Source organism: Pseudomonas sp. W4I3 (assembly GCF_030816195.1).
Taxonomy (GTDB): Bacteria; Pseudomonadota; Gammaproteobacteria; order Pseudomonadales; family Pseudomonadaceae; genus Aquipseudomonas.
On the sequence record NZ_JAUSXS010000001.1, the window covers coordinates 4,836,354 to 4,861,524 of the forward strand.

The 25,171-nt window shown below is 61.1% G+C and carries 24 protein-coding genes and 1 pseudogene; all 25 read right to left on the reverse strand.

What is annotated here, in order from left to right; all coding sequences use genetic code 11:
* Position 1 precedes the first annotated feature (1 nt).
* The 25 genes and pseudogenes from fliP to QF045_RS21990 all read right to left on the reverse strand — a co-directional run bounded on the left by fliP (position 2) and on the right by QF045_RS21990 (position 25,166).
* Positions 2-745, reverse strand: a complete 744-nt coding sequence (fliP, locus tag QF045_RS21870; protein WP_124363771.1) for a flagellar type III secretion system pore protein FliP — start codon at positions 743-745, stop codon at positions 2-4.
* Entirely contained in the window at positions 745-1,185 is a 441-nt protein-coding gene (gene fliO, locus QF045_RS21875) for a flagellar biosynthetic protein FliO (RefSeq protein WP_306493990.1), read from the reverse strand. Before fliO ends, fliP begins: the two co-directional genes overlap by 1 nt.
* A 1-nt stretch (position 1,186) precedes the next feature.
* Complete coding sequence (gene fliN / locus QF045_RS21880) at positions 1,187-1,654, reverse strand: flagellar motor switch protein FliN (RefSeq protein ID WP_053257298.1); 468 nt, start codon at positions 1,652-1,654, stop codon at positions 1,187-1,189.
* Between the two features lie 56 nt (positions 1,655-1,710).
* Positions 1,711-2,680: pseudogene (fliM, locus tag QF045_RS21885) on the reverse strand (flagellar motor switch protein FliM).
* Between the two features lie 9 nt (positions 2,681-2,689).
* Entirely contained in the window at positions 2,690-3,190 is a 501-nt protein-coding gene (gene fliL / locus QF045_RS21890) for a flagellar basal body-associated protein FliL (protein ID WP_124387578.1), read from the reverse strand.
* Positions 3,191-3,803: 613 nt separating this feature from the next.
* Complete coding sequence (locus QF045_RS21895; RefSeq protein WP_306493991.1) at positions 3,804-5,096, reverse strand: flagellar hook-length control protein FliK; 1,293 nt, start codon at positions 5,094-5,096, stop codon at positions 3,804-3,806.
* A gap of 105 nt (positions 5,097-5,201) precedes the next feature.
* Complete coding sequence (locus QF045_RS21900; RefSeq protein WP_306493992.1) at positions 5,202-5,546, reverse strand: Hpt domain-containing protein; 345 nt, start codon at positions 5,544-5,546, stop codon at positions 5,202-5,204.
* A 30-nt stretch (positions 5,547-5,576) separates the two neighbouring features.
* Positions 5,577-7,286, reverse strand: a complete 1,710-nt coding sequence (locus QF045_RS21905; RefSeq protein WP_373424460.1) for a SpoIIE family protein phosphatase — start codon at positions 7,284-7,286, stop codon at positions 5,577-5,579.
* Between the two features lie 5 nt (positions 7,287-7,291).
* A complete protein-coding gene (locus tag QF045_RS21910; RefSeq protein ID WP_306493994.1) occupies positions 7,292-7,597 on the reverse strand; it encodes an STAS domain-containing protein in 306 nt (101 codons plus the stop codon).
* Between the two features lie 108 nt (positions 7,598-7,705).
* Positions 7,706-8,155 carry a flagellar export protein FliJ gene (gene fliJ / locus QF045_RS21915; RefSeq protein ID WP_306493995.1) on the reverse strand — a complete coding sequence of 150 codons (450 nt, stop codon included), beginning with the start codon at positions 8,153-8,155 and terminating at the stop codon, positions 7,706-7,708.
* Positions 8,156-8,158: 3 nt separating this feature from the next.
* Positions 8,159-9,517, reverse strand: coding sequence for a flagellar protein export ATPase FliI (gene fliI, locus QF045_RS21920; RefSeq protein WP_306493996.1), 1,359 nt, complete (start codon positions 9,515-9,517; stop codon positions 8,159-8,161).
* Positions 9,507-10,271, reverse strand: a complete 765-nt coding sequence (fliH, locus tag QF045_RS21925; protein WP_306493997.1) for a flagellar assembly protein FliH — start codon at positions 10,269-10,271, stop codon at positions 9,507-9,509. Before fliH ends, fliI begins: the two co-directional genes overlap by 11 nt.
* 10 nt (positions 10,272-10,281) lie before the next feature.
* Positions 10,282-11,298 carry a flagellar motor switch protein FliG gene (gene fliG, locus QF045_RS21930; protein ID WP_306493998.1) on the reverse strand — a complete coding sequence of 339 codons (1,017 nt, stop codon included), beginning with the start codon at positions 11,296-11,298 and terminating at the stop codon, positions 10,282-10,284.
* Entirely contained in the window at positions 11,291-13,066 is a 1,776-nt protein-coding gene (gene fliF / locus QF045_RS21935; RefSeq protein WP_306493999.1) for a flagellar basal-body MS-ring/collar protein FliF, read from the reverse strand. Before fliF ends, fliG begins: the two co-directional genes overlap by 8 nt.
* A gap of 16 nt (positions 13,067-13,082) precedes the next feature.
* Positions 13,083-13,412: a flagellar hook-basal body complex protein FliE gene (gene fliE, locus QF045_RS21940; protein WP_124387586.1), complete on the reverse strand. Its 330-nt coding sequence runs from the start codon at positions 13,410-13,412 to the stop codon at positions 13,083-13,085.
* Between the two features lie 131 nt (positions 13,413-13,543).
* Positions 13,544-14,920, reverse strand: coding sequence for a sigma-54 dependent transcriptional regulator (locus QF045_RS21945; protein WP_306494000.1), 1,377 nt, complete (start codon positions 14,918-14,920; stop codon positions 13,544-13,546).
* A gap of 7 nt (positions 14,921-14,927) precedes the next feature.
* Positions 14,928-16,139 (reverse strand): PAS domain-containing sensor histidine kinase, encoded by a 1,212-nt coding sequence (locus QF045_RS21950; protein WP_306494939.1) that lies wholly within the window; start codon positions 16,137-16,139, stop codon positions 14,928-14,930.
* A 110-nt stretch (positions 16,140-16,249) separates the two neighbouring features.
* A complete protein-coding gene (locus tag QF045_RS21955; RefSeq protein ID WP_306494001.1) occupies positions 16,250-17,725 on the reverse strand; it encodes a sigma-54 dependent transcriptional regulator in 1,476 nt (491 codons plus the stop codon).
* A gap of 170 nt (positions 17,726-17,895) precedes the next feature.
* On the reverse strand, positions 17,896-18,192 hold the full coding sequence (locus QF045_RS21960; RefSeq protein ID WP_306494002.1) for a flagellar protein FliT: 297 nt from the start codon (positions 18,190-18,192) through the stop codon (positions 17,896-17,898).
* A 26-nt stretch (positions 18,193-18,218) separates the two neighbouring features.
* A complete protein-coding gene (gene fliS, locus QF045_RS21965; protein ID WP_306494003.1) occupies positions 18,219-18,623 on the reverse strand; it encodes a flagellar export chaperone FliS in 405 nt (134 codons plus the stop codon).
* Positions 18,624-18,763: 140 nt separating this feature from the next.
* Positions 18,764-20,170, reverse strand: coding sequence for a flagellar filament capping protein FliD (fliD, locus tag QF045_RS21970; protein WP_306494004.1), 1,407 nt, complete (start codon positions 20,168-20,170; stop codon positions 18,764-18,766).
* 81 nt (positions 20,171-20,251) lie between these two features.
* Complete coding sequence (locus tag QF045_RS21975; RefSeq protein ID WP_306494005.1) at positions 20,252-20,599, reverse strand: flagellar protein FlaG; 348 nt, start codon at positions 20,597-20,599, stop codon at positions 20,252-20,254.
* 74 nt (positions 20,600-20,673) lie between these two features.
* A complete protein-coding gene (locus QF045_RS21980; protein ID WP_306494006.1) occupies positions 20,674-22,092 on the reverse strand; it encodes a flagellin in 1,419 nt (472 codons plus the stop codon).
* Between the two features lie 263 nt (positions 22,093-22,355).
* A complete protein-coding gene (locus QF045_RS21985) occupies positions 22,356-23,285 on the reverse strand; it encodes a ketoacyl-ACP synthase III (protein ID WP_306494007.1) in 930 nt (309 codons plus the stop codon).
* 279 nt (positions 23,286-23,564) lie between these two features.
* Positions 23,565-25,166, reverse strand: a complete 1,602-nt coding sequence (locus QF045_RS21990; RefSeq protein ID WP_306494008.1) for a flagellar hook-associated protein 3 — start codon at positions 25,164-25,166, stop codon at positions 23,565-23,567.
* Positions 25,167-25,171: the final 5 nt, after the last annotated feature.

Genomic DNA, 25,171 nt, shown 5'->3' on the forward strand with positions numbered 1-25,171 from the left:
GCTATACCCCTCCGAAACTGCCGGCCAGGGTGCCGATAATCAGCGCCCAGCCGTCCACCAGCACAAACAGCATGATCTTGAACGGCAACGAGATGATCAGCGGCGACAGCATCATCATGCCCATTGCCATCAACACGCTCGCCACCACCAGGTCGATGATCAGGAACGGGATGAAAATCATGAAGCCGATCTGGAACGCGGTCTTCAATTCCGAGGTGACGAACGCCGGGACCAGGATGGTCAACGGTGCCTGGTCGGGGGTGGCGATGTCGGTGCGCTTGGACAGGCGCATGAACAGCTCGAGGTCGCTGGAGCGGGTCTGCGACAGCATGAAGTCCTTGATCGGACCCTGGGCCTTGTCGATCGCGTCCTGGGCGGTCATTTTCTCAGCAAGATAAGGCTGCAGGGCTTGCTGGTTCACCTTGTCGAACACTGGCGCCATGATGAACAGCGTCAGGAACAACGCCATCCCGGTAAGGATCTGGTTCGACGGCGTTTGTTGCAGGCCCAGGGCCTGGCGCAGGATCGAGAACACAATGATGATCCGCGTAAAGCTGGTCATCAGCATGACGAACGCCGGGATAAAACTCAGCGCAGTCATGATCAACAGGATCTGCAGGCTGACCGAATACTCCTGCGCCCCCGCCGCGTTGGTGCCCAGGGTGATCGCCGGGATCGACAACGGGTCGGCGCCCAGCGCCATCGGCGCGGCCAGCAACAGCATGAGCGTCAGGAACACGCGCATTACTTCTTATCCTTCTGATCCTTGCCCAGCAACTCCATCAGGCGCTGAGCGAATTCTGGCGTGGCGGCCTCGGTCTTGGCCGCGTCCACCGGTGTCTTGAGTACGTGCAACGGGGTGATGCGTCCAGGTGTGATGCCGAGCAGAATCTGCTCCTCACCCACCTGCACCAGCACCAGGCGATCGCGCGGGCCCAGGGCGCGCGAGCCGATCATTTCGATGACCTGGGCGTTGCCCGGGCCAATACGCTGCACGCGGCGCATCAGCCAGGCCAGCACGAAAATCAACCCGACCACCAGCAACAGGCCGAGCATCAGCTGCGTCAATTGCCCGCCGACGCTGCCGACCGCAGGCGTGGCAGTCGCAGCCGCTTGCGCGACCGGTTCAGCCGCCAGCGCGCTCAATGGCAGCGCCAGTAACAGTCCCGCCATCGAATACTTCATTTCAGCGCAACTTCTTGATGCGTTCGCTCGGGCTGATCACGTCCGTCAGGCGAATGCCGAACTTCTCGTTGACCACCACCACCTCGCCATGGGCGATCAGCGTGCCGTTGACCAGCACGTCCAATGGCTCGCCGGCCAGGCGGTCAAGCTCGATCACCGAGCCCTGGTTGAGCTGCAGCAGGTTGCGGATGTTGATTTCGGTGCTGCCCACTTCCATGGAAATCGACACCGGAATGTCCAGAATCACATCCAGGTTGGGGCCGTCGAGGGTCACCGGGTCGTTGTTTTTCGGCACGCTGCCGAATTCTTCCATCGGCAGGCGCTTGCCGGCCGGCGCAGAGGCGGCGTCGGCGGCCAGCAGCGCGTCGATGTCGTCCTGGCCGACATCGCCGGTTTCTTCCAGGGCAGCAGCCCACTCGTCAGCCAGGGCCTGGTCTTCGGCGGATGTGTTTTCGTGTTCGGTAGCCATTACATGTCCTCGGCGCAGCAAACAATCAGAAATAGGGGATGCAGCTTGGGGTCGGGTCAGCGTCGGTTGATCGGCTCAACCACTTGCAGCGCCAGGTTGCCCTTGTGGGAACCGAGCTTGACCTTGAACGACGGCACACCGTTGGCGCGCATAATTAATTCTTCCGGCAACTCGACGGGGATCACGTCCCCCGGCTGCATGTGCAGGATGTCGCGCAGGCGCAGCTGGCGACGGGCCACGGTGGCGCTCAGGGGCACGTCGACGTCCAGCAGGTCTTCGCGCAGGGCCTTGACCCAGCGTTCGTCCTGGTCGTCGAGGTCGGACTGGAAGCCCGCGTCGAGCATTTCGCGCACCGGCTCGATCATCGAGTACGGCATGGTCACGTGCAGGTCGCCGCCGCCGCCATCGAGTTCGATGTGGAAGGTCGATACCACAATGGCTTCGCTCGGCCCGACGATGTTGGCCATGGGCCGGGTTCACTTCCGAGTTGATGTACTCGAAATTGACTTCCATGATCGCCTGCCAGGCTTCCTTCAAATCGATGAAGGCCTGCTCCAGCACCATGCGCACCACGCGCAGTTCGGTGGGCGTGAATTCACGGCCTTCGATCTTGGCGTGACGACCGTCGCCGCCGAAGAAGTTGTCCACCAGTTTGAACACCAGCTTGGCGTCGAGGATGAACAGCGCGGTGCCGCGCAACGGCTTGATCTTGACCAGGTTGAGGCTGGTGGGTACGTACAGCGAGTGCACGTATTCACCGAACTTCATCACCTGTACGCCGCCCACCGCCACATCCGCCGAACGGCGCAGCATGTTGAACATGCTGATGCGGGTATAGCGGGCGAAACGCTCGTTGATCATTTCCAGGGTCGGCATGCGTCCACGGACGATGCGATCCTGGCTGGTCAGGTCGTAACTTTTGACGCTGCCGGGTTCGGCAGCCATTTCGGTCTGTACCAGACCATCGTCGACGCCATGCAACAGCGCGTCGATTTCATCCTGGGACAGCAGGTCTTGCACGGCCATGTCGTGGTCCTACTGCAATACGAAGTTAGTGAAGAGCGCCTGCTCGACCACGACTTTGCCGAGCTCTTTCTGGGCCACTTCCTGCACGCTGGCAGTGACCTTCTGGCGCAGCATTTCCTGGCCCACCGGAGTGGCCAGGCTGTCGAAGCTCTGCCCGGAGAACAGCATGACCAGGTTGTTGCGGATTACCGGCATGTGCACCTTGAGCGCGTCCAGGTCCGCCTGGTTGCGCGCCAGCAAGGTGATGCTCACCTGCAAGTAGCGTTGGCGACCGTTCTGGTTGTAGTTGGCGACAAACGCCGGAAGCATCGGCTCGAAGATTGCCGGTTGCTTGACGTTAGTGGCGGTCTCGGCGGCGGGGGCCGGCTTGCTGGCGCTGCTGTGCATGATGTACCAAGTGCCACCTACCGAGGCGCCAATGGCCAGGAGCAGGCCCAGCACAATCAGCAGGATCAGCTTGAGCTTGCCTTTGCCTGCGGGGGGAGTTGCTGCGTCGTCGCTCTTCGCCATGCCAATAATCCGTCACTATTCTGGGATTCATAGATCTACGCAAAGGCAAGAGCAAGTGTTATGCCAGAGTTGTCTGGCATCAGGGCAACATTAATCAAATGTGGGGGGGGGCTTGCCCCCGATTGCAGTGTGTCAGTCAACCAATCGGCTGCTGATACATCGTCATCGGGGCATAGGTATCTACACAACTTTGTAGCAGCCTACAGTAACCCAGTAACCACGATGCGAAGCGACCGCTCTTGATCTTGCTCTTGATCTTTGGCGCCCCGTTAAACCACGCTGGCCGGAATTCGATATTGATTTGGAGGGTAAACCGGCAGGGATGCCGGTTTAGCCGCCCCGCGCCATGGATGGCGCGTGGCGGCGGCCCTCCAAATCAATGTCGGATTACGGGCACACCGAGCGTGAGCGAGGTGCCGAGTGGTGGGGCAGGAGCCCTTTTGGTTACTTTTGGGGCTCTTTTCCAAAAGTGACCCGCCGTAAGGGCGGAACCCTAAGCCGCCGTTACCGCAGCAACGGATATGTACTCGCTCTGATCCAACACCATGGTCGGCTGTAAGGCCGCCATCGGGAGCAAGCCCCCTCCCACATGTTGAGCGCTGATCGGCTTGGATCAGGCGTAGTAGTCGACTGCGCTGGAGCCGATCACACTGCTCACCACGGGCGCGACGGCGGCTGCCACGTCGACGGGGTCGGCGACGTCGCCACCGTTACCCCTACCGCCACTGCCACTCACGCCCCGTGCCTGGTTCTGCTGCTGTTGCTGCTCCTGCCCCCGAGATTGGTCGGACACATTCACGTCCACCTGGCCCATGCCCTGCTGAGCGAACATCTCGCGCAAGCGGCCGGACTGGCTTTCCAGCGCTTCACGCACCACCGCATGCCCGCTCATGAAACTCACCTGGGCCTGCTGATCGGGCGTCATGTTGACCTTGATGTCCAGACGCCCCAGCTCCGCCGGCTGCAGCTGGATTTCGGCCGACTTGAGGTTGGCGCTGGAGAGGTACATGACGCGGTTGACCACTTCTTCGGTCCAGCCGCTCTGGTGCATGGCCAGCGGCGCATTGATCACCGGCGGCAAGGCGTTGGCGGTTTTCGGCGTGGCGGCCTGAGTCAGCGCGGCCAGGCGGTTGGCGAAGTCATCCACACGGGTGTCGCTGCTGGCGTCCTTCAAATCCTTGAGGCCGTCATCGATCAGCGCGCCGAAGGCTTTGTCGCCGCCCTGGTCAGTGCTGTCCTTGGTGGCTTGCTGATCGACCATGGTCGCGAGGCCCGTCGCGAAGTTCTGCGCGGCGGTCGGCTGATCCTGCGCGGTAGTTGGCGCGGTTTTCTGTGGCGCCTGGCTGCTGGCAGACACATGACCGCCCTGCTCCATCGCCAAACGTACGGCGGGCATCGCATCCAGGGGGTCGGCTTCAGGGTCGAAGGCCGGTTGCTTGGCCTCATCGATCACCGCGACGGGGGCGGCGGCGACCGGCGCAGGCTTGTCATCTTCCACCGCTGCGGCGGGCGCTGGGGTTTCTACCGGTACGGCAGCGGGCGTGACCGCAGCGATCAACGCGGGGTCGACCGGCGCATCTACTGGCGGCTGTTGCGCCAGGGATGGATCGGCGGGCGCGTCGTCAGCCGCGTCGTCGGCCTTGGCCGGCGTGGCAGGCAAGGGATTGCCGCTATCGGCAACCGCTGGCGTGCTGGCGGCAGACTTCTCGTCGCCCGCTGTCGGCGTCGACTTACCTGGGGTGTCGTTGGTTTTCGACGCCGGCTTGGCGCCTTGGTTGGCGAACACTTGAGCGAAGCCAGGGCCCTTGTCCCGTGGTTCCGCAGCCGCTACCGCAGGGGTGGCGGCAGGCGCTTGAGGCTTGGCCGCGGGGGCAGCCTGAAGGAGCGAATTGGGGGCGACTGGCATAGATAAAGGTCTCCACTGCATGGGGGATCGGGGATGCAGTATGCAGAGGTACAGCAAGAGTCGGGCCAAGTTGCCCAGCGCTGGTACATTACGCTTCAGCGGAACTCAGAGACTGAAGCGCTCACGCTCGGACTCATACAACGGCCGAACCAGCGCAAACTCGTGATCAATCTGATCGACCAGGGCACCGAGGCCTGCCTGCGCCCCTACGGATTCCGCTTCCAGCCGCTCACACAACTGCGCCAACCGAACCGCCCCAAGGTTGCCACTGCTGCCCTTGAAGCTATGCGCGATGCGCCCCAGCGCCTTGGCATCATCGCGCGCCTTGCGCAGCGCGGTGACGCGTTCTTCAGAATCATGCAGAAAAGTCTCCAGCAGCCGCGGGTACTCGGCCTCCATCACCTCTTGCAAGCCCGACAGCACATTGGGGTCCAGATGAATCTCAGCCACTTGCTCGCTCCTTGATCAAGAATCGGCGGATTATGCCAGAGCCTTCCAGCAAAACTCCACGCAGACACTGCGCCCGCCGTCGGACCAGCGTACATCGCTGCTCAGTTGACGCACCAGGCTCAAGCCGCGACCGGACAGACGGTCGATGTCCAGCGGCTGCGCGAGCACTTGCTCAACATCGAATCCAGGCCCGCTGTCGTCAATACGCAAGGTCATCGTGCCGCCCGTCGCGGTCGGCACCACCTGTACCTGCACGCGGATGTACCCGTGATCCAGGCGCGCCAGCCGTTCGTTGCGCTGTTGATAATACTGCGCGAAGCCCTGGGCATCGCGTTTGATCCGCGAGTCCAGGCCCAGCACGCCATGCTCCAGCGCATTGGAATACAACTCCGCCATGACGCTGTACAGCGCCCCGCTCTGCTCACGCAGGCCATGGACTTCCAGCAGCAGTTGCAGCAGGTAGGGCAACGGGTTGTAGCGCTTGAGCGTCTGCGCGCGAAATTCGAAACTCACCGACCAATCCAGCGGGCAGGACTGCCCGCTGTCGGTATACACGGGCTGGACCGTAGGCAACGGCGGGTCGGCCTGCAAGGTGATCTCCACCAGGCTGACGTCATCCCTGGCCCGACCACGGAAGGCCGCCAGCGCCTGCTCGATCTCTTCGAATAAACGGCCGGGCTCGCGGTTGGCGTAAAAGACCTGCTGCAAGCGCTCGACACCGAATAGCTGATCGTTGGCGTCGGCTGTTTCCAGCACCCCATCGGAAAGCAGGAAGACCCGGTCGCCCAGGGCCATCGGCCAGACCTCGGTACTGTCATCGAACGCCTGCGCCGACAGCACGCCCAGCGGCAGATGTCGCGATATCAGCGCGGTGCGCTTGCCCGTGGCGATGGCATGCACATACCCCTCGGGCATGCCGCCGTTCCACACTTCCACCACCCGCCGCTGGGAACTCAGGCACAACAGCGTCGCGCAGCAGAACATGTCCACCGGCAGGATGCGCTTGAGCTTGGCATTCATTTCCCGCAGGGTCTGCGCCAGGCCGTAGCCCTTGGCGGTCATGCCGTAGAACACCTCGGCCAGGGGCATCGCACCGATAGCGGCCGGCAAACCATGGCCGGTGAAATCGCCGAGCAGCACGTGCATGTCGCCGGACGGCGTGTAGGCGGCCAGCAGCAGGTCGCCGTTGAACAGCGCATAGGGCGATTGCAGGTAGCGAATATTCGGCGCTGCATTGATGCAGCCCGAATGCGCGACTTTGTCGAACACCGCCTTGGCCGCGCGCTGCTCGTGCAACAGGTAGTCGTGGTGCCGGGCGATCTGGTCGCGCTGCTGCAGCACCGTGGCCTGCAGCCGGCGCAGACGGTCCATCGCGTTGATCTTGGCCGCCAGGATCAACGGGTTGTAGGGTTTGGGCAGGAAGTCATCGCCACCGGCATCCAGGCATTCGGCCAGGTCGGCGCTTTCGCTCAAGGAAGTCAGAAAGATAACCGGGACCAGTTCTTCCCCCGCCAGTTGCTTGATCCACCGCGCAGCGAAAAAACCGTCCATCACCGGCATCAGCGCGTCCATCAGCACCAGTTGCGGACGCTCGCGCGCAAATACCTCCACCGCTTCCTCGCCGTTGGTCGCGGTGAGTACGTGGTGCCCCTGGCGCCGCACGATGGTCGTCAGCAACAGCAGATCGGCGGCGCTGTCTTCGGCGATCAGAATCGTCAGCGGTTCAAAAGCGGCGGTCATGGCGCTCAACTGATGTCGAACAATTTGTCGAAGTTGGAGATGGCGAGGATCTTGCGTATGTCTGAGTTGCTGTTGACCACGCGCACGTCTGAATTATCGCTACCGGCATGGTCCCGCAGCAGCAAAAGCATGCCCAGGGCGGAGCTGTCCATATACGTGGTTTCTTTAAGGTCCACGATGTACGACTCAGGCACCTTATAGAACCGCTCGTAGGCATCACGAAATGCCTGGTGGCTGCCGAAATCGAATCGGCCCTTGATCGTGATCGTCAACTTCTTCCCATCCAGGGATACATCTGGCTCGATCGACATGTGACTGGTTCCTTGTCATTGGCACTAGTCACAAGGTGTAGCAGCTGAACTGGATGTGAGCAACACAGCAATTAAATGTGGGAGGGGGCTAACCTCCTCTCACATTGGTTAGAACTGCTCTTGGCGGGGAAGACGCTGCGACAGCTCATCGAGCAGTTTCTGCTCACGCTTGTCTTCGATGGCCCGTGCTTCGTCGATGTAGCGCTGCACCAGCTTGCGCAACCCTTCGACGCGGGCGAACGCCGCTTGCCAGCTTTCGCGGGCCTTATCGAGGTTGTTCTGGTGCCAGGCCAGGCTCTGGCGCTGTTGGCCGACGGCGGTTTCCAGTTGATTGAGAAAGCCCTGGTACCCCATCAGCCACTGCCCCGACACGCCCTTGCTGCCGCGTTCGATCCACTGCTGTTGGTATTCGCTGCGAAAGCGTTCGAGGTCACCCAGCTTGCTTTCCGCCAGGCGCACCTGGCCCTGGAAATACCCCAGGCGCTGAACGGCGGCTTTTTCGGCCTTTTCGGCCATGTCCACCACCGGGGCCAGGCGCGCGGCGCGGCTGTTGGCCATGGCTTAGCCGCCTGGCGCCGGGGCGAAGATGGACTGCAGATGCGCTTCGCTCTCGCCCATGCTGATCTTGTCGTTGAGCCCCTGGCGCAGGTAGGTGACCAATTGCGGTTGCAGGGCAATCGCCAGATCGGTCTCGCGATCGCCACCGGCCACGTAGGCGCCCACGCTGATCAGGTCGCGGCTCTGCTGATAACGTGACCACAGCTGCTTGAAGTACTGCGCGCGGGCCATGTGCTCCGGCGTGACCACCGCTGGCATCACCCGGCTGATGGATGCCTCGATGTCGATGGCCGGGTAGTGACCTTCTTCGGCCAGGCGGCGCGACAGCACGATGTGCCCATCGAGCACGCCCCGCGCCGAGTCGGCAATCGGGTCCTGCTGGTCGTCGCCTTCGGACAACACCGTATAGAACGCGGTGATCGAGCCGCCGCCGGCCTCGGCATTACCGGCCCGCTCCACCAGCTTGGGCAGCTTGGCGAACACCGACGGCGGATAACCCTTGGTCGCCGGCGGCTCGCCGATGGCCAGGGCGATCTCGCGCTGGGCCTGGGCGAAACGGGTGAGCGAGTCCATCAGCAACAGGACATTCTTGCCCTTGTCGCGAAAATATTCGGCGATGCGCGTGCAGTACATCGCCGCGCGCAAGCGCATCAGCGGGGCGTCATCCGCTGGGGAGGCGACCACCACCGAACGCTTGAGCCCTTCTTCACCGAGGCTGTGCTCGATGAACTCCTTGACCTCACGGCCCCGCTCGCCGATCAGCCCCACCACAATGATGTCGGCCTCGGTAAAGCGCGTCATCATGCCCAGCAACACCGATTTACCCACACCGGTACCGGCGAACAGGCCCAGGCGCTGGCCGCGACCGACCGTCAATAAACCGTTGATGCTGCGAATGCCCACGTCCAGCGGCACGCTGATGGGGTTACGGTTGAGCGGGTTGATGGTGGGGCCGTCCATCGGCACCCAGTCCTCGGCCTTCATGCCGCCCTTGCCGTCCAGCGCGCGACCGGCGCCGTCGAGCACGCGGCCGAGCATGCTCATGCCCATCGGCAAGCGCCCGGTGTCGGCCAATGGCACCACGCGGGCACCGGGGGCGATACCGGCGAGGCTGCCCACCGGCATCAGGAATATCTTGCTGCCGGAAAAGCCCATCACTTCGGCTTCGACCTGCACCGGGTGATAGCTGTCGTCGTTGATCACCATGCAGCGGCTGCCCATGGCGGCACGCAAGCCCTCGGCTTCGAGGGTCAGGCCGACCATGCGCAACAGGCGCCCTTCCAGGATCGGTTGGCCGGGCAACTCAGTGGCCTCGGCGTAGCTGTCCAGGCGCTTGGCGAAGCTGGTGCGATCAAGGCGCATCGCTGGCGTCCAGGTCAACACTGATATCGGCTTGGGACGGATTCAGCGCCTGTTCGTGCTGTTGGTCCAGCAACTTGGCCATGATCTGGCTGATGCGGGTTTCCACCGTGGCATCGATGCGGCTGTGCTCGGTCTCGACGCGGCAGCCGCCCGGCTGCAGCGACGCGTCCTCGACGATGCGCCAGGTTTCTTCATGGCGCTCGCGCAAGGCTTTGACCTGCTCGAAATCCTGCGGGTTGATGTACAGCCGCACATTACCGACACCCAGGGGCAGCAGCTTGAGGGCTTCGCGCATCACGCTTTCGATCTGGCTCGAATCAAGCACCAGTTCGCGCTGGATCACCTGGCGCGCGATGTGCTGCACCAGGCCGACCATGGACTTCTCCAGTTGCGAATCCTGTTCGGCAATCGGGTCGAACAGGGTACCCATCAAGCGCTCGAGGCTGGCCAGCTTGCCGCTGAGGGCTTCTTCGGCTTCCTGGCGGACCTTGAGGGTGGTGCTGCGAAAGCCGTCTTTTTCACCGGCCGCAAAGCCTTCGTTGTAAGCCTCCTGGCGGATCGCTTCCAACTCTTCAAGGGTCAGCGGCTGGACTTCTTCCAGCGGCACTTCTTCCATCTGCGCTGGAGGCTCTTCCACCGGCTCAGGCTCAGGTTCCGGCACGTGGGGGTCGAAGCTGGGCAACGACCAGATGTCGAACCCGCCGACATCCCGCGCGCGAATCAGATCGCTGGGCGTCTCATCTTTGTTCGACATGCAGGGCGCCTTAGATCATTTCTTCGCCGCCCTTCCCGCCGAGAACGATTTCTCCGGCTTCGGCCATACGGCGGGCAATGGTGAGGATTTCTTTCTGCGCGGTTTCCACGTCGCTGACGCGCACCGGGCCCTTGGCTTCCAGGTCGTCGCGCAACAGTTCGGAGGCACGCTTGGACATGTTCTTGAAGATCTTTTCCTTGACGCCCTCGTCCGAGCCCTTGAGGGCCAGCACCAGCACGTCGGACGACACTTCGCGCAGCAACGCCTGGATGCCGCGGTCGTCGACATCGGCGAGGTTGTTGAACACGAACATCAGGTCTTCGATCTGGCCGGACAGGGTGTCGTCGATCTCGCGGATCGAGTCCATCAACTGGCCTTCGACCGAGCTGTCGAGGAAGTTCATGATGTCGGCGGCACGCTTGATCCCGCCCAGGGTGGTGCGCGAGGCATTCGAGTTGCCCGAGAACTGTTTCTCGAGAATCGTGTTGAGTTCTTTCAGGGCGGCCGGCTGCACGGTGTTCAACGACGACACACGCAGGATGATGTCCAGGCGCACTTTATGGTCGAAGTGGCCAAGCACTTCGCCGGCCTGGTCCGGGTCCAGGTAGGCCACGACGATGGCCTGGATCTGCGGGTGCTCGTAGCGGATCACGTCAGCGACCGCGCGCGGTTCCATCCATTTGAGGCTGTCCAGGCCACTGGTGTTGCCGCCCAGCAGGATGCGGTCGATCAGGCCGTTGGCCTTGTCTTCGCCCAGGGCCGAGGTCAGCATCTTGCGGATATAGCTGTCGGAGCCGACGCCCAGGCTGGTCTGGTCGCCGACGATCTCGACGAACTCGCTCATCACCTGCTCGACTTGCTCGCGGTGCACATTGCGCATCTGCGCCATGGCCACGCCTACGCGCTGGACCTCTTTGGGGCCCATGTGGCGCAGCACTTGGGCAGCGTCGGTTTCGCCCAACGACAGCAGCAGCACGGCGGCCTTGTCGACCCGGGAGAGCTTGGCAACAGCGGCTCGATCATTCATCAGCGTTAATCCACTCTTTCACGACCTGGGCCACACGGCCCGGGTCTTCTGCCACCAGACTCTTGATTGCGTTCAACTGAGCGTCATAGCCTTCGCTCGGGCTTGGCAACAGGATACTTTGCGGGCCGCCCAGGCTGACGCGGTCGTTGGCCAGCTCGCCGTCCAGACCACCCATGCCGCCCAGTTCCACGTCGCCACCGGCCAGGGCCAGTTGTTTCTTGCCGTTACCGGTGATGTTGTTGAGCACCGGACGCAGCACGCCGAACACCAGCACCAGAATGAACAGCACACCCAGCACTTGCTTGACGATGTCCCAGAACCACGGCTGGGTGTAGAACGCCGGGTCGGCGATCACTTCGCCGCGCTCGGCGGAGAACGGCATGTTGATCACACTCACGCTGTCACCACGGCTGGCGTCGAAGCCGACGGCGTCCTGCACCAGGCGGGTGAAGCGCGCCAATTCATCGGCGGTCCATGGCGCGCGGGTGACGGCACCGTCAGCGGCGTTGACCTTGACCTGGTCATCGACCACCACCGACACCGACAGGCGATTGATCTTGCCCTGCTGCTGCTTGGTGTGGCTGATGGAACGGTCGAGCTCGAAGTTCTTGGTGGACTGGTTACGCTTGTCCGCCGGGTACGGCGCGAGCATTGGCTGGCCGGTGGCCGGGTCCATGATCTGCTGGCCGTTGGCATCCAGCAATGGCTGCCCAGGCTGGATCGCACCCGCGGTCGCCGCAGCGCCACCGGTGGTTTGCGGGGCCGAAGCCGGCGCCGGTGGCTGGTTGCTCAAAGCTCCCGGCACACCTTGCGGGCCGTTGCTGGCAGTGCGTTGTTCGCTGGTGGACTGTTCGCTGCGCAGGGCGGGCTGGTCCGGGTTGAATTGTTCGGACGTCGATTCGACAGCGCTGAAGTCTACGTCGGCGGACACTTCAGCCTTGTAGCGGTCATTGCCCAGCACCGGCTGCAGAATATTGTGCACGCGCTGGGTGAGCATGCTTTCCATGCGACGGCTGTAGTCGAACTGCTTGCCGGCCTGGGTCAGCGCGGAATTTTCGGCCATGTCCGACAGCAGGTTGCCCTTCTGGTCGACCACGGTGATTTGCGACTTGCTCAACTCCGGCACGCTGGTGGCCACCAGGTTGACGATTGCCAGTACCTGGCCAGGCTCCAGGGAGCGGCCGGAAAACAGCTCGACCAATACCGAGGCGCTTGGCTTGCGCTCGTCACGCACGAACACCGAGCTTTTCGGAATGGCCAAGTGCACGCGGGCACCCTTGACGTTGTTCAAGCTGGAAATGGTGCGCGCCAGTTCGCCTTCCAGGCCGCGACGGTAGCGGGTGGCTTCCATGAACTGGCTGGTGCCCAGGCCCTGGTCCTTGTCGAGGATTTCAAAGCCGATATTGCTGTCGGACGGCGTCACGCCGGCCGCGGCCAGTTTCATCCGCGCACGCGCCACATCATCGGCCTTAACCAGCAAGGCACCCGAGTTGGGCTCGACCGTGTAGGCAATGTCGGCGGCGGCGAGGGTTTCCATGATCTGCTTGGAATCCATGCCCGCCAGGCTGCCGTACAGCGGCCGGTAATCAGGTTGCTGCGACCACAGCACCACGGCAAAACCAATCGCCACGCTGGCCGCCAGGCCGACCATCAGGCCCACCTGACGCAGCATGGTCATTTCCGAGAGGTTTTCCAGGAACGACAGGCCAAACAGCGGCGGCTTGCCTTCTGTCTTGGCGGGTACGTTGTCCACGACTGCTTCTGCCATGAGTTAAATCTCGCCCTTAAACCGGCATCTGCATGATGTCTTGATAAGCCTGAACCAGCTTGTTACGCACTTGGGTCAAGGCCTGGAAGGAAACACTGGCCTTTTGCGAGGCGACCATCACATCGGTGAGGTCCACGCCGCTTTTACCGATCTCGAACGCGGTCGCCAACTGGCTGGAAGCCTGCTGGGTATCACTGACTTTATTGATTGCCTGACCGAGCATGTCGGCAAAATTGCTTTGGCCCAATTCCGGCGCTGGCGCGACGGATTTCGGCTGAGCCATGGCATCCATTTGCATGGAGCGCATATCCAACATCAACCGATTGAACTCAATACCCTGGCTCATTAACTTCTCTCTCCGACGACCCGCAATTTTTTGACACTACGCAGCGGTTACTAGGGGTGGTAGCAACAAGGGTGCCAGCTCCGTGGCGATTCGTAAGAAAAGGCGACAAACCTTGTCAGCCCAGGTTTTGCTCAGGTGGCGAAAAGATACGCTTCCACGTCCATCCCGGCGTCGCGCATCTGCGCCAGCTTGTAGCGCAGGGTGCGCGGGCTGATGCCAAGGCGTTCGGCCGCCTCTTTGCGGCGGCCGCGCTCGGCGCGCAGGGTGTCGATGATCATCTGGAATTCGCGGCGGCGCAGGTCATCGCCCAGGCCGCCAGCCGATTCGGCTTCGGCCAGCACCGGTGCCGGCGCCAGGCTCGGCAACGGCGCCACGCCATTGCCCATGGCCAGACAGAAATCCTGCGGCTGGATCAGGCCGCCCTGCTGCAGGATCAGCGCGCGCTGGATGGCGTTGTCCAGCTCGCGCACGTTACCCGGCCATGGATAACTGACCAGACAGGCCTGGGCCTCGGCCGACAGCCGTGCCTGGGCATGCTTCATTTTTTTGACGTGGTTGTTCAGCAGGCGCTCGGCCAGCGGAATGATATCGGCCGGACGCTCGCGCAACGGGCGCCAGGCCAGCGGGAATACCGATAGCCGGTAGAACAAGTCTTCGCGAAACCGCCCCGCCGCCACTTCGCCCGCCAGGTCGCGGTTGGTCGTGGCGACCACGCGGATGTCCAGCTGGATCGGCTTGCGTGCGCCCACCCGCTCCACTTCGCGCTCTTGCAACACGCGCAGCAGTTTGGCTTGCAGGCCCAGGGGCATTTCCGAGATTTCGTCGAGCAGAATGGTGCCGCCGTCGGCCTGTTCGAACTTGCCGGCCTGGGCCGCGATGGCGCCGGTGAACGAACCCTTCTCATGGCCGAACAGCGTGGCTTCGAGCATGTTGTCCGGGATCGCCGCGCAGTTGATCGCGATGAACGGTTGCCGGGCTCGGCTCGATTGTTGATGGATATAGCGCGCCAACACTTCCTTGCCGGTGCCGGACTCGCCGGAGATCAATACGGTGGAGTCACTGCGCGCCACGCGGGCCGCCAGTTCCAGCAATTGCGCGCTGGCCGGTTCGAAGGCAATCGGACCGTCACCCTCGCCCGCCGAAATCACCCCCAGGGCATGCCGGGCGACCAACTCGATCAGCGCCTTGGGCTCGAACGGCTTGACCAGATAATCCGCCGCCCCCTGACGCATGGCGTCCACAGCCCGCTCCACGGCGCCATGGGCGGTCATCAGCAGCACCGGCAATTGCGGCTGGCGCGCGCGCAGCAGGCCGAGCAACTGGTGGCCGTCCATGCCGGGCATGTTCACATCGCTGACCACCAGGCTGAAGGCTTCCTGCTCCACCGCCTCCAAGGCCTCCTCGGCTGAGCCGACCGCACGGTAGTCATGGCCCGCCAACAGCAGCGTGTCAGCCAATGCCTCACGCAGGGCGCGATCGTCTTCAACCAATAAAACCTTGATAGTCATGATCCTTCTACTCCGCGCTTGCCGCGCTGGAAAACAGCGGCAAGGTCATCAATGCACAGGTGCCGCGCCCCAACCGGGAGCGCAACTGCAATTCTCCCTGATGCGCACGCGCCACGGCCTTGACCACGGTCAGGCCCAGGCCAGTGCCGTTGGTCTTGGTGGTGAAAAAAGGTTCGCCCAGGCGCTCCAGCACGGCCGGGGCTATACCGCTGCCGCTGTCGCTGATGCACAGGCGCAGGGTTTGCTCGCGGCTATACAGATGCACCTTGAGCCGCGCACCGGGGCCGCTGGCCTGGGTGGCGTTTTCGATCAGATTGAGCAGCGCACCGACCAGCGTGTCGCGGTTGCACAGCAACTCGCCGTGGTGGCTGTCGCATTGCCAGCGCAGGTTCGCGCCCTGAATATGCGTGGCCGCCGCCGCTTGCAGGGCCTGCATCAAGCCGGCCGGGGTCAGGCGGTCAGTCAACGGTAATTCGCCACGGGCAAACACCAGCATGTCGCGCACTTGGTGTTCCAACTCATGCAGGCGCTCCTTGAGACGCCCGGCAAAGCGCTGGTGGGTGGCCGTGGGCAATTGCTCATCAGTCAAATGACTGGCGTAGATCAACGCTGCCGACAGCGGCGTGCGGATCTGATGCGCCAGCGAAGCGACCATGCGCCCCAACGACGACAAACGCTCGTGGCGGGCCAGTTGGTCTTGCAAGTGACGGGTTTCCGTCAGGTCGTTGAGCAGCACCAACTGGCCTGGCTCAGCGTCCAGGGACCGGGTGGCAATGGACAGGCGGCGCCCATCCTTAAGGGACACTTCGTGGCCGTCATCCTCACGCGGCGCGAAGCAGCGGGTGATGACATGGCGCCACAGCTCGCCTTCCAGCGGCAGGCCAAGCAGGTCGCAGGCGGCCGGGTTGGCTTCGCGCACACGGCCCTGGTCATCGATGACGATCACGCCACCGGGCAACAGTGAGAGCAGATTCTGCAGGCGGTTGGCCAAGCGTTCTTTTTCGGCCAGCTCCTGCATGCGCTGAGCGCTGACCACTGCGAGCTCGCCTTTAAGCTCGGACACCCGGGCTTCAAGCAGGCTGTAGGAATCGGTCAGCTGGCTCGACATCTGGTTGAAGTGCGAGAACGCCTGCTCAAGACCCTGGCGGGTCGGCGGCTCTACAGGCGGAACCAGCCCCTGGATCACAGGGGCCGTAGATAGTTGGGCGGCGTGGGGCATCATGCTCTCTCGCTTGGCTGACCGTCAGTTAAACGGAACGTTGCGAGGGCTGTAGCAATACCCGTGCCGAAAAAAATCTACCTAAAAATCAATCAGTTGAAAAACAGGCGTCAATCATCCGCCTGTTCGTCACCTTCTTTGCGGCTCATACCGTACTTGCGCATCTTCTCCACCAGGGTGGTGCGACGAATGCGCAGGCGCTCGGCGGCGCGGGCAACGATGCCATTGGCGTCGTCCAGGGCCTGTTGGATCAGGCCTTGCTCCAGGTTGCCGAGGTAGTCCTTGAGGTCCAGGCCTTCGGGCGGCAGCATGGCCGATGCACCGAAGTCCGGCGTATGGCCGTTGATCGCCACGCGCTCTTCCATGTCACTGCGCAGGCTGTCGACCATCTGTTCGTCTTCGTCATCGACGTAACGGAATTTCTTCGGCAACTCGACCACGCCGATCACCCCATAGGGGTGCATGATCGCCATGCGCTCCACCAGGTTGGCCAGCTCGCGCACGTTGCCCGGCCAGCCGTGGCGGCACAGCGACATGATCGCGGCGGAGTTGAAACGGATGGAGCCGCGCTTTTCGTGCTCCATGCGCGAGATCAGTTCGTTCATCAGCAACGGGATGTCTTCCACGCGCTCACGCAGCGGGGCCATCTCGATCGGGAAGACGTTGAGGCGGTAGTACAGGTCTTCGCGGAAGCTGCCGACCTCGATCATGCTTTCGAGGTTCTTGTGGGTGGCGGCAATGATGCGCACGTCCACGCTCTGGGTCTTGTTGCTGCCCACGCGCTCGAAGGTGCGTTCCTGCAACACGCGCAGCAACTTGACCTGCATCGGCAGCGGCATATCGCCGATTTCGTCGAGAAACAGCGTGCCGCCGTTGGCCAGCTCGAAGCGCCCGGCACGGCTGGTGATCGCCCCGGTAAAGGCGCCCTTCTCGTGGCCGAACAATTCGCTTTCCAGCAGCTCTGCCGGGATCGCCCCGCAGTTGACCGGCACGAATGGTCCGTCGCGGCGCTTGGAGTGATAGTGCAGGTTGCGCGCGACCACTTCCTTGCCGGTGCCGGACTCGCCGAGGATCAGCACGCTGGCGTCGGTGTCGGCCACTTGCTGCATCATCTGGCGTACGTGCTGGATCGCCCGGCTGGTGCCGACGAGGCTGCGGAACAGGTTGGGTTCACGGTGACGGCCGCGCTCGCGGGCCTGGTCGTACATCTCGCGATAGACCTGGGCGCGGTGCAGGGAATCAAGCAATTTGCTATAGCTGGGCGGCATTTCCAGAGTGGAAAGCACGCGGCGGCGCTGGTCTTCAGGCAGGTCGACAGAAGAAATATCGCCCATCAGCAACACCGGAAGGAACTCATCCCAGGTTGACAGTGTCTTTAACAAGCCCAAAACAGCGCCTGGAGCGTTTACCGTCCCGATCAGCACACAAATGACTTCACGGCTCGACGCCAACGAGCTGACCACCTGCTGCCAATCATGGCTACCGCAGGGCAAATTTTCTTCACCAAGAAAATTTAAAATCACCGCTAAATCGCGGCGGCGGACGCTATCGTCATCGATCAGCAGAATTTTGGTTTCACGCCACATGCAATAGCAACTTCCCTAGTAAAACTTCCTGCCCCGGAATGAGGGCAATCAAGACGTCAGTAAGACTTATCCTCTACTAGACGTCTGAAATCTGAAAACAGCACTAGTTAAGTCAAAAATGCTGGCACAGTCAAATATATGACGCACCGTTCGGACTAACCGAGCCCTTATCAGCCGAAAAGATGGTAAACCTTTGACGCATTTTTCGCTTGGTTGATCTGCGCCATCTCTTCGAAAATCGCCTGGCGCTCGCCGGTCGTCACCTCAAGCAACTGCTGATACACCCCCAACAGAGCCTCGAGCTTTTCGCGCAACGCATCCTCGTCCACCGGCGCTTCGCTGAGCACGTTATCGATCACGTTGCGGCAACCCAGGTCCAGCTCGCCAATGGCGTCCCAGTTGCGCGCAGCCAGTGCATCGACCAGGGCTTCGCGGGTTTCATCAATGCGTTGCAGTGCGTGGCTCATGACGATTTCCTCAGGGCCCAGTGGCCTTATTGTGCGGCGCCTTGTGGCACGGCAATGGCATCCCAGCCTTCTTTCACGGTAATCAGCAGACGAGCGACTTCGTCGATCATGTCGGCATCATTGTGCAGATTGGCTTCCATCAGGCGATTGGTCATGTACACGTACAGACCTTCCAATTGCTGGACGTATTCCTTGTTGTCGCTTTTCTCGGCATTGAGGCCGTCACGCAAACCTATGAGGATGTCGGCAGCCTTACCCAGCATCAGGCCCTTCTGAGCGATATCACCGCGCGCCAGGGCACCTTTGGCTTGTGCCATACGGTCCAGGCCGCCTTCCATCAGCATCTGCACCAGGCGATGCGGGCTGGCTTCGGAGATCTGCGCATGGGAATTGACCTTCTGATATTGGCGAAGGGCTCTCATGGGATTCATGTTTCTACCTCGTGACAGGCAACAGCGATAAGGGTTGCAGTAACCATTATGTCGACTGGATCGCAAAAAACTTTAACCCGCCGACGCTAGAAAGAACAAAGCCCAGGTCAACGGACCTGGGCTTTTTCATGTGTATTCAATCAGCTATCGCTGCTTTGAGATTTACTGATCGCACTGAGCGTACCGAGGATGCTGCTGCTCTGCTGGCGCAACTGCGCCACCAGCGTATCCATGGCGGTGTATTTGCGGGTCAGCGCGTCTTGCATGGTGGTCAGACGTTCATCCAGGGAAGTCTGTTGCTTGGTGAGGTCCTTCAGGCTGTCGGCCAAGGAACTGGTGCGCGTCGCCAGTATCCCGGTGGTTGGCTTGGCATAGGCGTCGGTCGCAGCGGTAAGGCGCGCCAGCAGACCAGTCTTGCCACTGAAGATACTGTTGATATCGGCGGGATTGCTCAGCACCGCCTTGTCCCACTGCTTGCTGTCGATGCTCAGTGCGCCGGTGTCCTGATCGGTCGTGACGCCGAACTGCGCCAGGGACTTCAAGGTACCGTTACCGGACAGCGCGTTGAACTCGTTGCGGATCGCCGACTGCAAAGTGCGCATGGTCGAGTCGCCGGTCAGGGTCGCCGATACGGAGTTACCGGCAGCATCCTTGGTCACCTTGGTTTCGGCGTTCATCGCCTTGAGCAGGGCGTTGTAAGTATCGACGAAACCCTTGACCCCGGACTTCAGCGAAGTGCTGCTGGTGGTCACGGAAATGGTCAAGGCCGTACGCACCGGGTTTTCAGTCTGATCGTTGGCAACGGCGGTAGGCGATACAGTGAGCAGCTTGATGCTCACCCCACTCACAGCATCGGAGATGCTGTTGGACTTGGATTCCGCAGCGATGCCATCAATGGTGTATTTGGCGTTCTGAGGTACGTCGACGACCTTGTAACCGGTATCGATCCCGGAGTTACCCGACATTGTCAGATCCGAGCCCACACCGCCGGTGGTAGACGTCAGAATCAGACGCGAACCGTTGGAGTCGGTGAGAATGTTGGCGCTCAAGCCCGCAGTGCCGAACTGGCTGTTGATCGAGTCGCGCACCTGTTGCAGGGTGGCGCCCGGTGGCACGCTCAGGTCGAAGTTCTTGCCCGACTGGCTGATGGTGAGTGTCGTGGCCTTGTTCGTCGCGTTGACAATCGTCGACTGCCCACCGGCGAAACTGGTGGTCGACAGCTTGGAAGGCTTGGCCAGCTGATTGACGACCAGAGAGAAACTACCATTCGCAGCGCCAGGGTTGGCCGTCATGGTGGCAACCTTTTCATCCGAAGACGTACCAGTCAACCCCGTGAAGCTGTTGTCCGTCCCCATGCTGGTCAAGGCACCGCGAAAGGCGTCCAGGGCAGCCTGGATCTTGCCGATCGACGACAGCTGAGTGGTTGCCTTCTGCGACTGAACGTTGATCTGCGCCTGCTTCGGCGCTCGTTCGGCATCCACCAGGGACTTTACAATTGCCTGAGTGTCGAAGCCCGACCCCACGCCAGTAATCGTTGTACCCGCCATCATCTTTCTCCTAGTGCGGTGGCTGCCGTTATCTTGACGACTATCGCTTCAAGCCGAAACGGCAACAAGTTTCATGCCAGCTCAGACCTTGTCGTCAAACAACACGTGGCTGGCGCTGGACAAGCTCTGCGCCAGCTTCAAGGCCGTTTCCGAAGGGATCTGGCGGATTACTTCACCGGTGTCGGTGGCAATAACCTTGACCACAACCCTGTGGGTGGAATCGTCAATGGAAAAATCCAGATTGCGCTGGGCCGCTTGTACGAATTCTTTAATATCAGTGACCGCTTTTTCCAGATCGCCCTTCTGGGACTGATCTGCGGCTGGCGCGGCCAGCTCAACCTTGCTCTTGTCTTTGTCGGCCACAGGCGCCATGGAGGCTTGAACGGCCTGCGGCGGATAAGACGAGTTCAGTTTTACACTCATGTCCATGTCCAATCTCCTCTAACGGGAAAAGACGAAAGGGCACGTAAACGCGCCCTTCCGTCAATTACCAAGCGCTGTGATTACTGAAGCAGTTTCAGTACAGCGGATGGCAGCTGGTTAGCCTGCGACAGGATCGCAGTGGAAGCCGACTGCAGGGTTTGCTGCTTGGTCAGTTCAGCGGCTTCGGAAGCGAAGTCGACGTCCTGGATGGTGGAACGAGCAGCGGTGGTGTTCTTCTGGATGTTGGACAGGTTGTCTACAGTGCTGGTCAGACGGTTCTGTACAGCGCCCAGGCCCGAACGGGAGCTGGAGATAGTAGCGATAGCCTGGTCGATTACCGAAACAGCGTTCTGAGCCTTGGTGGCGTCAGTCACGTCAGTTTGCGATACCGAAGTCTTGGTCGAAGCAGCCGAGGTAGCGGCGCCGAAGATACCGGTCACACCAGCGCCTTCCAGGGAGTAGCCCTTCGAGGAGTTCATGTTCACAGCACCCGTAGCGATCAGGCCGTCAGCCAGAGCCACGCCTGCACCGTAAGCGCCTGCGCCATCTTTGGTAGCGACGGAGATGGTGCCAGCAGCGGTCGAAGCGCTGAACGCCAGGTTCTCACCGGTATCGGATTTAACCGACAGGGTGCCTTTGGATTCGTCGTAGTTAACGCTGATACCCAGTTTGGCAGAGTTCGACTTCAGCTGGTCAGCCAGGCTGGCGGTATCCTTTACACCAACGAAGGTGGTGGCTTGGCCGCCAACAGTCATGGTGAACGAGGCCGGAGCAGTAGCTGCGCCTGCTGCTACAGTGAACTCAGCTTCGGTGCTGGCGGTAGCGCCCAGGCCACCGATGGCGCCGTTAAGCTGTGCAGCGATGGTTTTAGCCGAGGCAGCAGCTGCAACGGTTACGGTGTTGGTTTGGCCGTTGCCGGTAACCGCGATTGCGCCGCCAGCGACGCCGGTGGTGCTTGGAGCGATCGCCAGGCTGTTGATCTGCTGCGAACCAATGTTGTTGGCTGCAACGTTGTCCAGGCTCAGGTTGATGGTTTCGTTAGCGTTGGCGCCAACCTGGATGGACTTGGTGCCGTACGAACCGTCCAGCAGCTTCTGGCCACCGAAAGTAGTGGTTTGCGAAATACGGGTCAGTTCCGAAGTCAGAGCCTGGTATTCGTCGTTGTTCGACTTACGGTCGTCGGTGCTCAGGGAGCCGGTAGCCGAGGACAGAGCCAGGGTACGCATTTTTTGCAGAATGTCGGTCGAAGCCTGCATTGCGCCTTCAGCGGTTTGCGCGATGGAGATACCATCGTTGGCGTTCTTCACTGCTTGACCCAGGCCGTTGATCTGGCTGGTCATACGGTTGGAGATACCCAGGCCGGCTGCGTCGTCTTTAGCGCTGTTGATACGCAGGCCGGAAGACAGGCGCTGCATGGAAGTGGCCAGGGCGCCGCCAGCTTTGTTCAGGTTGCCCTGAGTAGTGATCGAAGCAATGTTGGTGTTTACTGTTAAAGCCATGACGAAATCCTCGATGGATGAATACTGCGGCTTCCGGCCCTGGCAACCGCCGGGTGTGGCCTGAGAACCTACGTAATAGTTATCGTCGTGGTAGCCGGTTGCTTGAGGGTTTTTTTGATTTTTTTTACTAGCCCTGTGCCAGCCCTTGCAATTCAAGGGGTTACCACTGCCGAAAACCCAGCGTTTGTTGGCTTTTCTGGCGCCAAATAAAAAACGCCGATGATCTTTCGATCATCGGCGTTTTTTATGCAGCCACTAAAGCATCACGGGCGATAGAGAATCGCCGACCCCCAGGACAGGCCCACACCGAAGCCACTGATCGCCACACGCTTCCAGGTGGCGTCCATCACATGCTTTTCCAGCAGCAACGGAATGCTCGATGACACGGTGTTGCCGGTCTCGACCATGTCCTTGATGAACTTGTCCACCGGCGCCTCTTCAAAACGTCGCGCCACGGCGTCGACAATCGCCGCACTGCCCTGGTGAATGCAGAACGCATCGATGTCATCGGCCTTGAGGTCCGACTCATCGAGCAGCTCGTGCAAATGCGCCGGCACCTTGAGCAAGGCGAAGTTGAAGACCTGGCGACCGTTCATGAAGAACACGCCATCACTGACCTTCAGGTGCGGTGCGCCCGAACCGTCTGTGCCAAACTTGGATTTGCCCAGCAACCACGGCGCGTCTTCGCCCATCCAGGTGGCGGTGGCGGCGTCGCCAAACAGCATGGTGGTGTTGCGGTCTTCCGGGTCGACGATTTTCGAGTATGGGTCGGCGGTGATCAGCAGGCCGTTTTTCAGGCCGGTGGCTTCCATGAAGCCCTTCATGGCGTAGATGCCATATACGTAACCGGAACAACCCAGGGAAATATCGAAGGCGGCCACGTGGGTGGGCAGGCCCAGTTTGTCCTGCACGATGGCTGCGGTGTGGGGCAGCCCTTCTTCATCGCCGTTCTGGGTGACCACGATTACGGCGTCGATGGACTCGCGCTTCAAGTCCGGGTTGTTGGCAAACAACGCGTTGACCGCCTCGACACACAGATCGGAGGTTTCCTGCGCGGCTTCCTTGCGCGGCAGGAACGCCGAACCGATCTTGCCGATGATGAATTCTTCATCCTTGGCGAATTTGGCACCCTGGGCGTAGTTATCGATACCGTCCGCCGGCACGTAACTGGCGATGCTTTTTATGCCAATCATTGTGGCTTCCCAATACTAAATAGCTGGAGAACACCCCAGGGCCTGCGCCCGAAGTGCTGACAATAAAGGGGATAACCCCATAAAAATTTCGCTGAAAGCCGCGCAATAACAACGGCAACGCGACTTATCCTTTTCACACGATACAGTGAAGATGCGCTTTATGACTCACAGGTCACTCAATTTTCAATGGATCTGTGCAAAATCTGCAAACAAATCAGCCGCAAAAACGACAACGGCCCACCCCGTTTCCGGGATGAGCCGCTGGTCTACCGCCAGAATTTACATTTTATTGAACAGGCTCAACTGGGAGATTTTCACAAAGGCCAACTGCGACGCCTGCAACATGGTCTGCTGCAGCGTCAGGTTGATTGCCGCCTCGCCCATGTCGATATTGGCCAGGTCGCTCATGGTGCTGGTATTGGCGATACCTACACTGGTGTTCTCACTGGACTGGATATCCAGTGCGTTCTCCCGCGCACCGATGGAACCGCGCACATTGGTGATCTGGGAACTCGAATTGGCGAGGTTGCTGATGGACGCATCCAGCACGTCCTTGAGCTTGATCGTCGCCGCAGGATTGCCGTCCGCCGGCAGCTCCAGGGCTTTGCGCAGTTGACCAAGGGTGTCCAGCGCGTTCTGGGTTTTCTGGGTGTTGGCCCCTACGGAAAACTGATCACCCGGCTGCGGTGGCCCGGCGCTGACATCAAACGTCACGCCAGCGGCCGTTACCGTGGTACCGCCGCCAGTATCGCCGGTGGCGATGGCCTTGCTGTCGGTCGTATACGGCTGGGCGTACACCTCATAGGCGGTCGCACTGCTGAACTTGATCAGCGCCCCGCTGTTGGTGGGAAACGTGCTGGCGTAGTCCGCCTGGCTGGATACGCGAGCGCCGGTCAGTTGCGCGGTGGACGCATTGCTCGGCGTACGCGAAACGCTGAAGGTATCCGGCTTGGCTTCAAGGCTGAAGGAGCGATCCTTGACCAGCGCATCGGAGTTGGCGCCTGGGGCGACATCCCCCAGATTGAGGGTGATGTCGAACTTCACCCCGCGCAATGCCACGCTGGAACTGCCTTCCTTGGTCGGATCGAACGTGCCGTTGCCCGGAATCTCCGAGGTCACGTCATTGCCGTTCTTGTCGGCCACCTTGTATTGGGTGCTGCTGGTAAACGTCAGCTTGTACGGCTGGCCATCAGCAAACTTGTTCGAATAATCGGAGCTCGACGTCACCAACCCGGCCGACAGGGCAACTTTGTTGTCGTTGACCGTCGGCGGCACCGTTTGCGGCACCGGCGCTTGCCACGTGGCCTGCGTACGACTGGAATTGGCTGCGCCTTCCAGGATGGTTTTACCGGTATCACCGGCGCTGACCGTCAGCGTATTGGAAACCTGCAGGCTCAGCGGGGTCTCGTCGCCCTGATAGCTGTAGGTGCCGTCATTGTTGCGCGCGTACGGCGGCGTCTGGGTCTTGGAACCGGAAAACAGGTAATTGCCGGAAGAGTCCTTGCTGTTAAGCAAGCCCAGCACCTGGTCTTCAATGGCACCGACTTCGCTGGCAATCGACCGCCGGTCCGCGTCGCTTACCGAACCACCGGCACGCAGGGCCAATTGAGTGGCGCGCTGCATGGCGTCGCTGATCGCGTCCAGCACGCTCTCCTCGTTGGTCAGCGAGTTCTTCAAACTGGTGATGTTGCCGTTGAACTGCCCCAGCATGTCTTTCTGCTGCTGCAGCAACAACAACCGCGCCGCCGCCACCGGATCATCCGCTGCGGTCTGCACGCGCACGCCGGAGCTGGCCTGTTCCTGCGCCTTGACCACGCTGGAGTAGTTATCCGAATACTTGGCGGAACTGGTTTCGAAATATTGAGCGGTAGAAATACGCATCGTCC

Excerpts from the sequence above, each read along its gene's own strand:
- fliP (WP_124363771.1), bottom strand. The coding sequence starts at position 745 with ATGCGCGTGTTCCTGACGCTCATGCTGTTGCTGGCCGCGCCGATGGCG.
- fliD (WP_306494004.1), bottom strand. The coding sequence starts at position 20,170 with ATGGCGGGTACAACGATTACTGGCGTGGGGTCGGGCTTCGACACTCAG.
- QF045_RS21985 (WP_306494007.1), bottom strand. The coding sequence starts at position 23,285 with ATGATTGGCATAAAAAGCATCGCCAGTTACGTGCCGGCGGACGGTATC.
- QF045_RS21980 (WP_306494006.1), bottom strand. The coding sequence starts at position 22,092 with ATGGCTTTAACAGTAAACACCAACATTGCTTCGATCACTACTCAGGGC.
- QF045_RS21910 (WP_306493994.1), bottom strand. The coding sequence starts at position 7,597 with ATGTCGATCGAGCCAGATGTATCCCTGGATGGGAAGAAGTTGACGATC.
- QF045_RS21990 (WP_306494008.1), bottom strand. The coding sequence starts at position 25,166 with ATGCGTATTTCTACCGCTCAATATTTCGAAACCAGTTCCGCCAAGTAT.
- fliH (WP_306493997.1), bottom strand. The coding sequence starts at position 10,271 with ATGTCGAACAAAGATGAGACGCCCAGCGATCTGATTCGCGCGCGGGAT.
- QF045_RS21945 (WP_306494000.1), bottom strand. The coding sequence starts at position 14,920 with ATGACTATCAAGGTTTTATTGGTTGAAGACGATCGCGCCCTGCGTGAG.
- QF045_RS21975 (WP_306494005.1), bottom strand. The coding sequence starts at position 20,599 with ATGGACATGAGTGTAAAACTGAACTCGTCTTATCCGCCGCAGGCCGTT.
- QF045_RS21895 (WP_306493991.1), bottom strand. The coding sequence starts at position 5,096 with ATGCCAGTCGCCCCCAATTCGCTCCTTCAGGCTGCCCCCGCGGCCAAG.
- fliF (WP_306493999.1), bottom strand. The coding sequence starts at position 13,066 with ATGGCAGAAGCAGTCGTGGACAACGTACCCGCCAAGACAGAAGGCAAG.
- QF045_RS21955 (WP_306494001.1), bottom strand. The coding sequence starts at position 17,725 with ATGTGGCGTGAAACCAAAATTCTGCTGATCGATGACGATAGCGTCCGC.
- fliS (WP_306494003.1), bottom strand. The coding sequence starts at position 18,623 with ATGAATCCCATGAGAGCCCTTCGCCAATATCAGAAGGTCAATTCCCAT.
- QF045_RS21905 (WP_373424460.1), bottom strand. The coding sequence starts at position 7,286 with ATGACCGCCGCTTTTGAACCGCTGACGATTCTGATCGCCGAAGACAGC.
- fliG (WP_306493998.1), bottom strand. The coding sequence starts at position 11,298 with ATGAATGATCGAGCCGCTGTTGCCAAGCTCTCCCGGGTCGACAAGGCC.
- fliO (WP_306493990.1), bottom strand. The coding sequence starts at position 1,185 with ATGAAGTATTCGATGGCGGGACTGTTACTGGCGCTGCCATTGAGCGCG.
- fliN (WP_053257298.1), bottom strand. The coding sequence starts at position 1,654 with ATGGCTACCGAACACGAAAACACATCCGCCGAAGACCAGGCCCTGGCT.
- QF045_RS21960 (WP_306494002.1), bottom strand. The coding sequence starts at position 18,192 with ATGAGCCACGCACTGCAACGCATTGATGAAACCCGCGAAGCCCTGGTC.
- fliJ (WP_306493995.1), bottom strand. The coding sequence starts at position 8,155 with ATGGCCAACAGCCGCGCCGCGCGCCTGGCCCCGGTGGTGGACATGGCC.
- fliE (WP_124387586.1), bottom strand. The coding sequence starts at position 13,412 with ATGAGCCAGGGTATTGAGTTCAATCGGTTGATGTTGGATATGCGCTCC.
- QF045_RS21950 (WP_306494939.1), bottom strand. The coding sequence starts at position 16,139 with ATGCCCCACGCCGCCCAACTATCTACGGCCCCTGTGATCCAGGGGCTG.
- fliI (WP_306493996.1), bottom strand. The coding sequence starts at position 9,517 with ATGCGCCTTGATCGCACCAGCTTCGCCAAGCGCCTGGACAGCTACGCC.
- fliL (WP_124387578.1), bottom strand. The coding sequence starts at position 3,190 with ATGGCGAAGAGCGACGACGCAGCAACTCCCCCCGCAGGCAAAGGCAAG.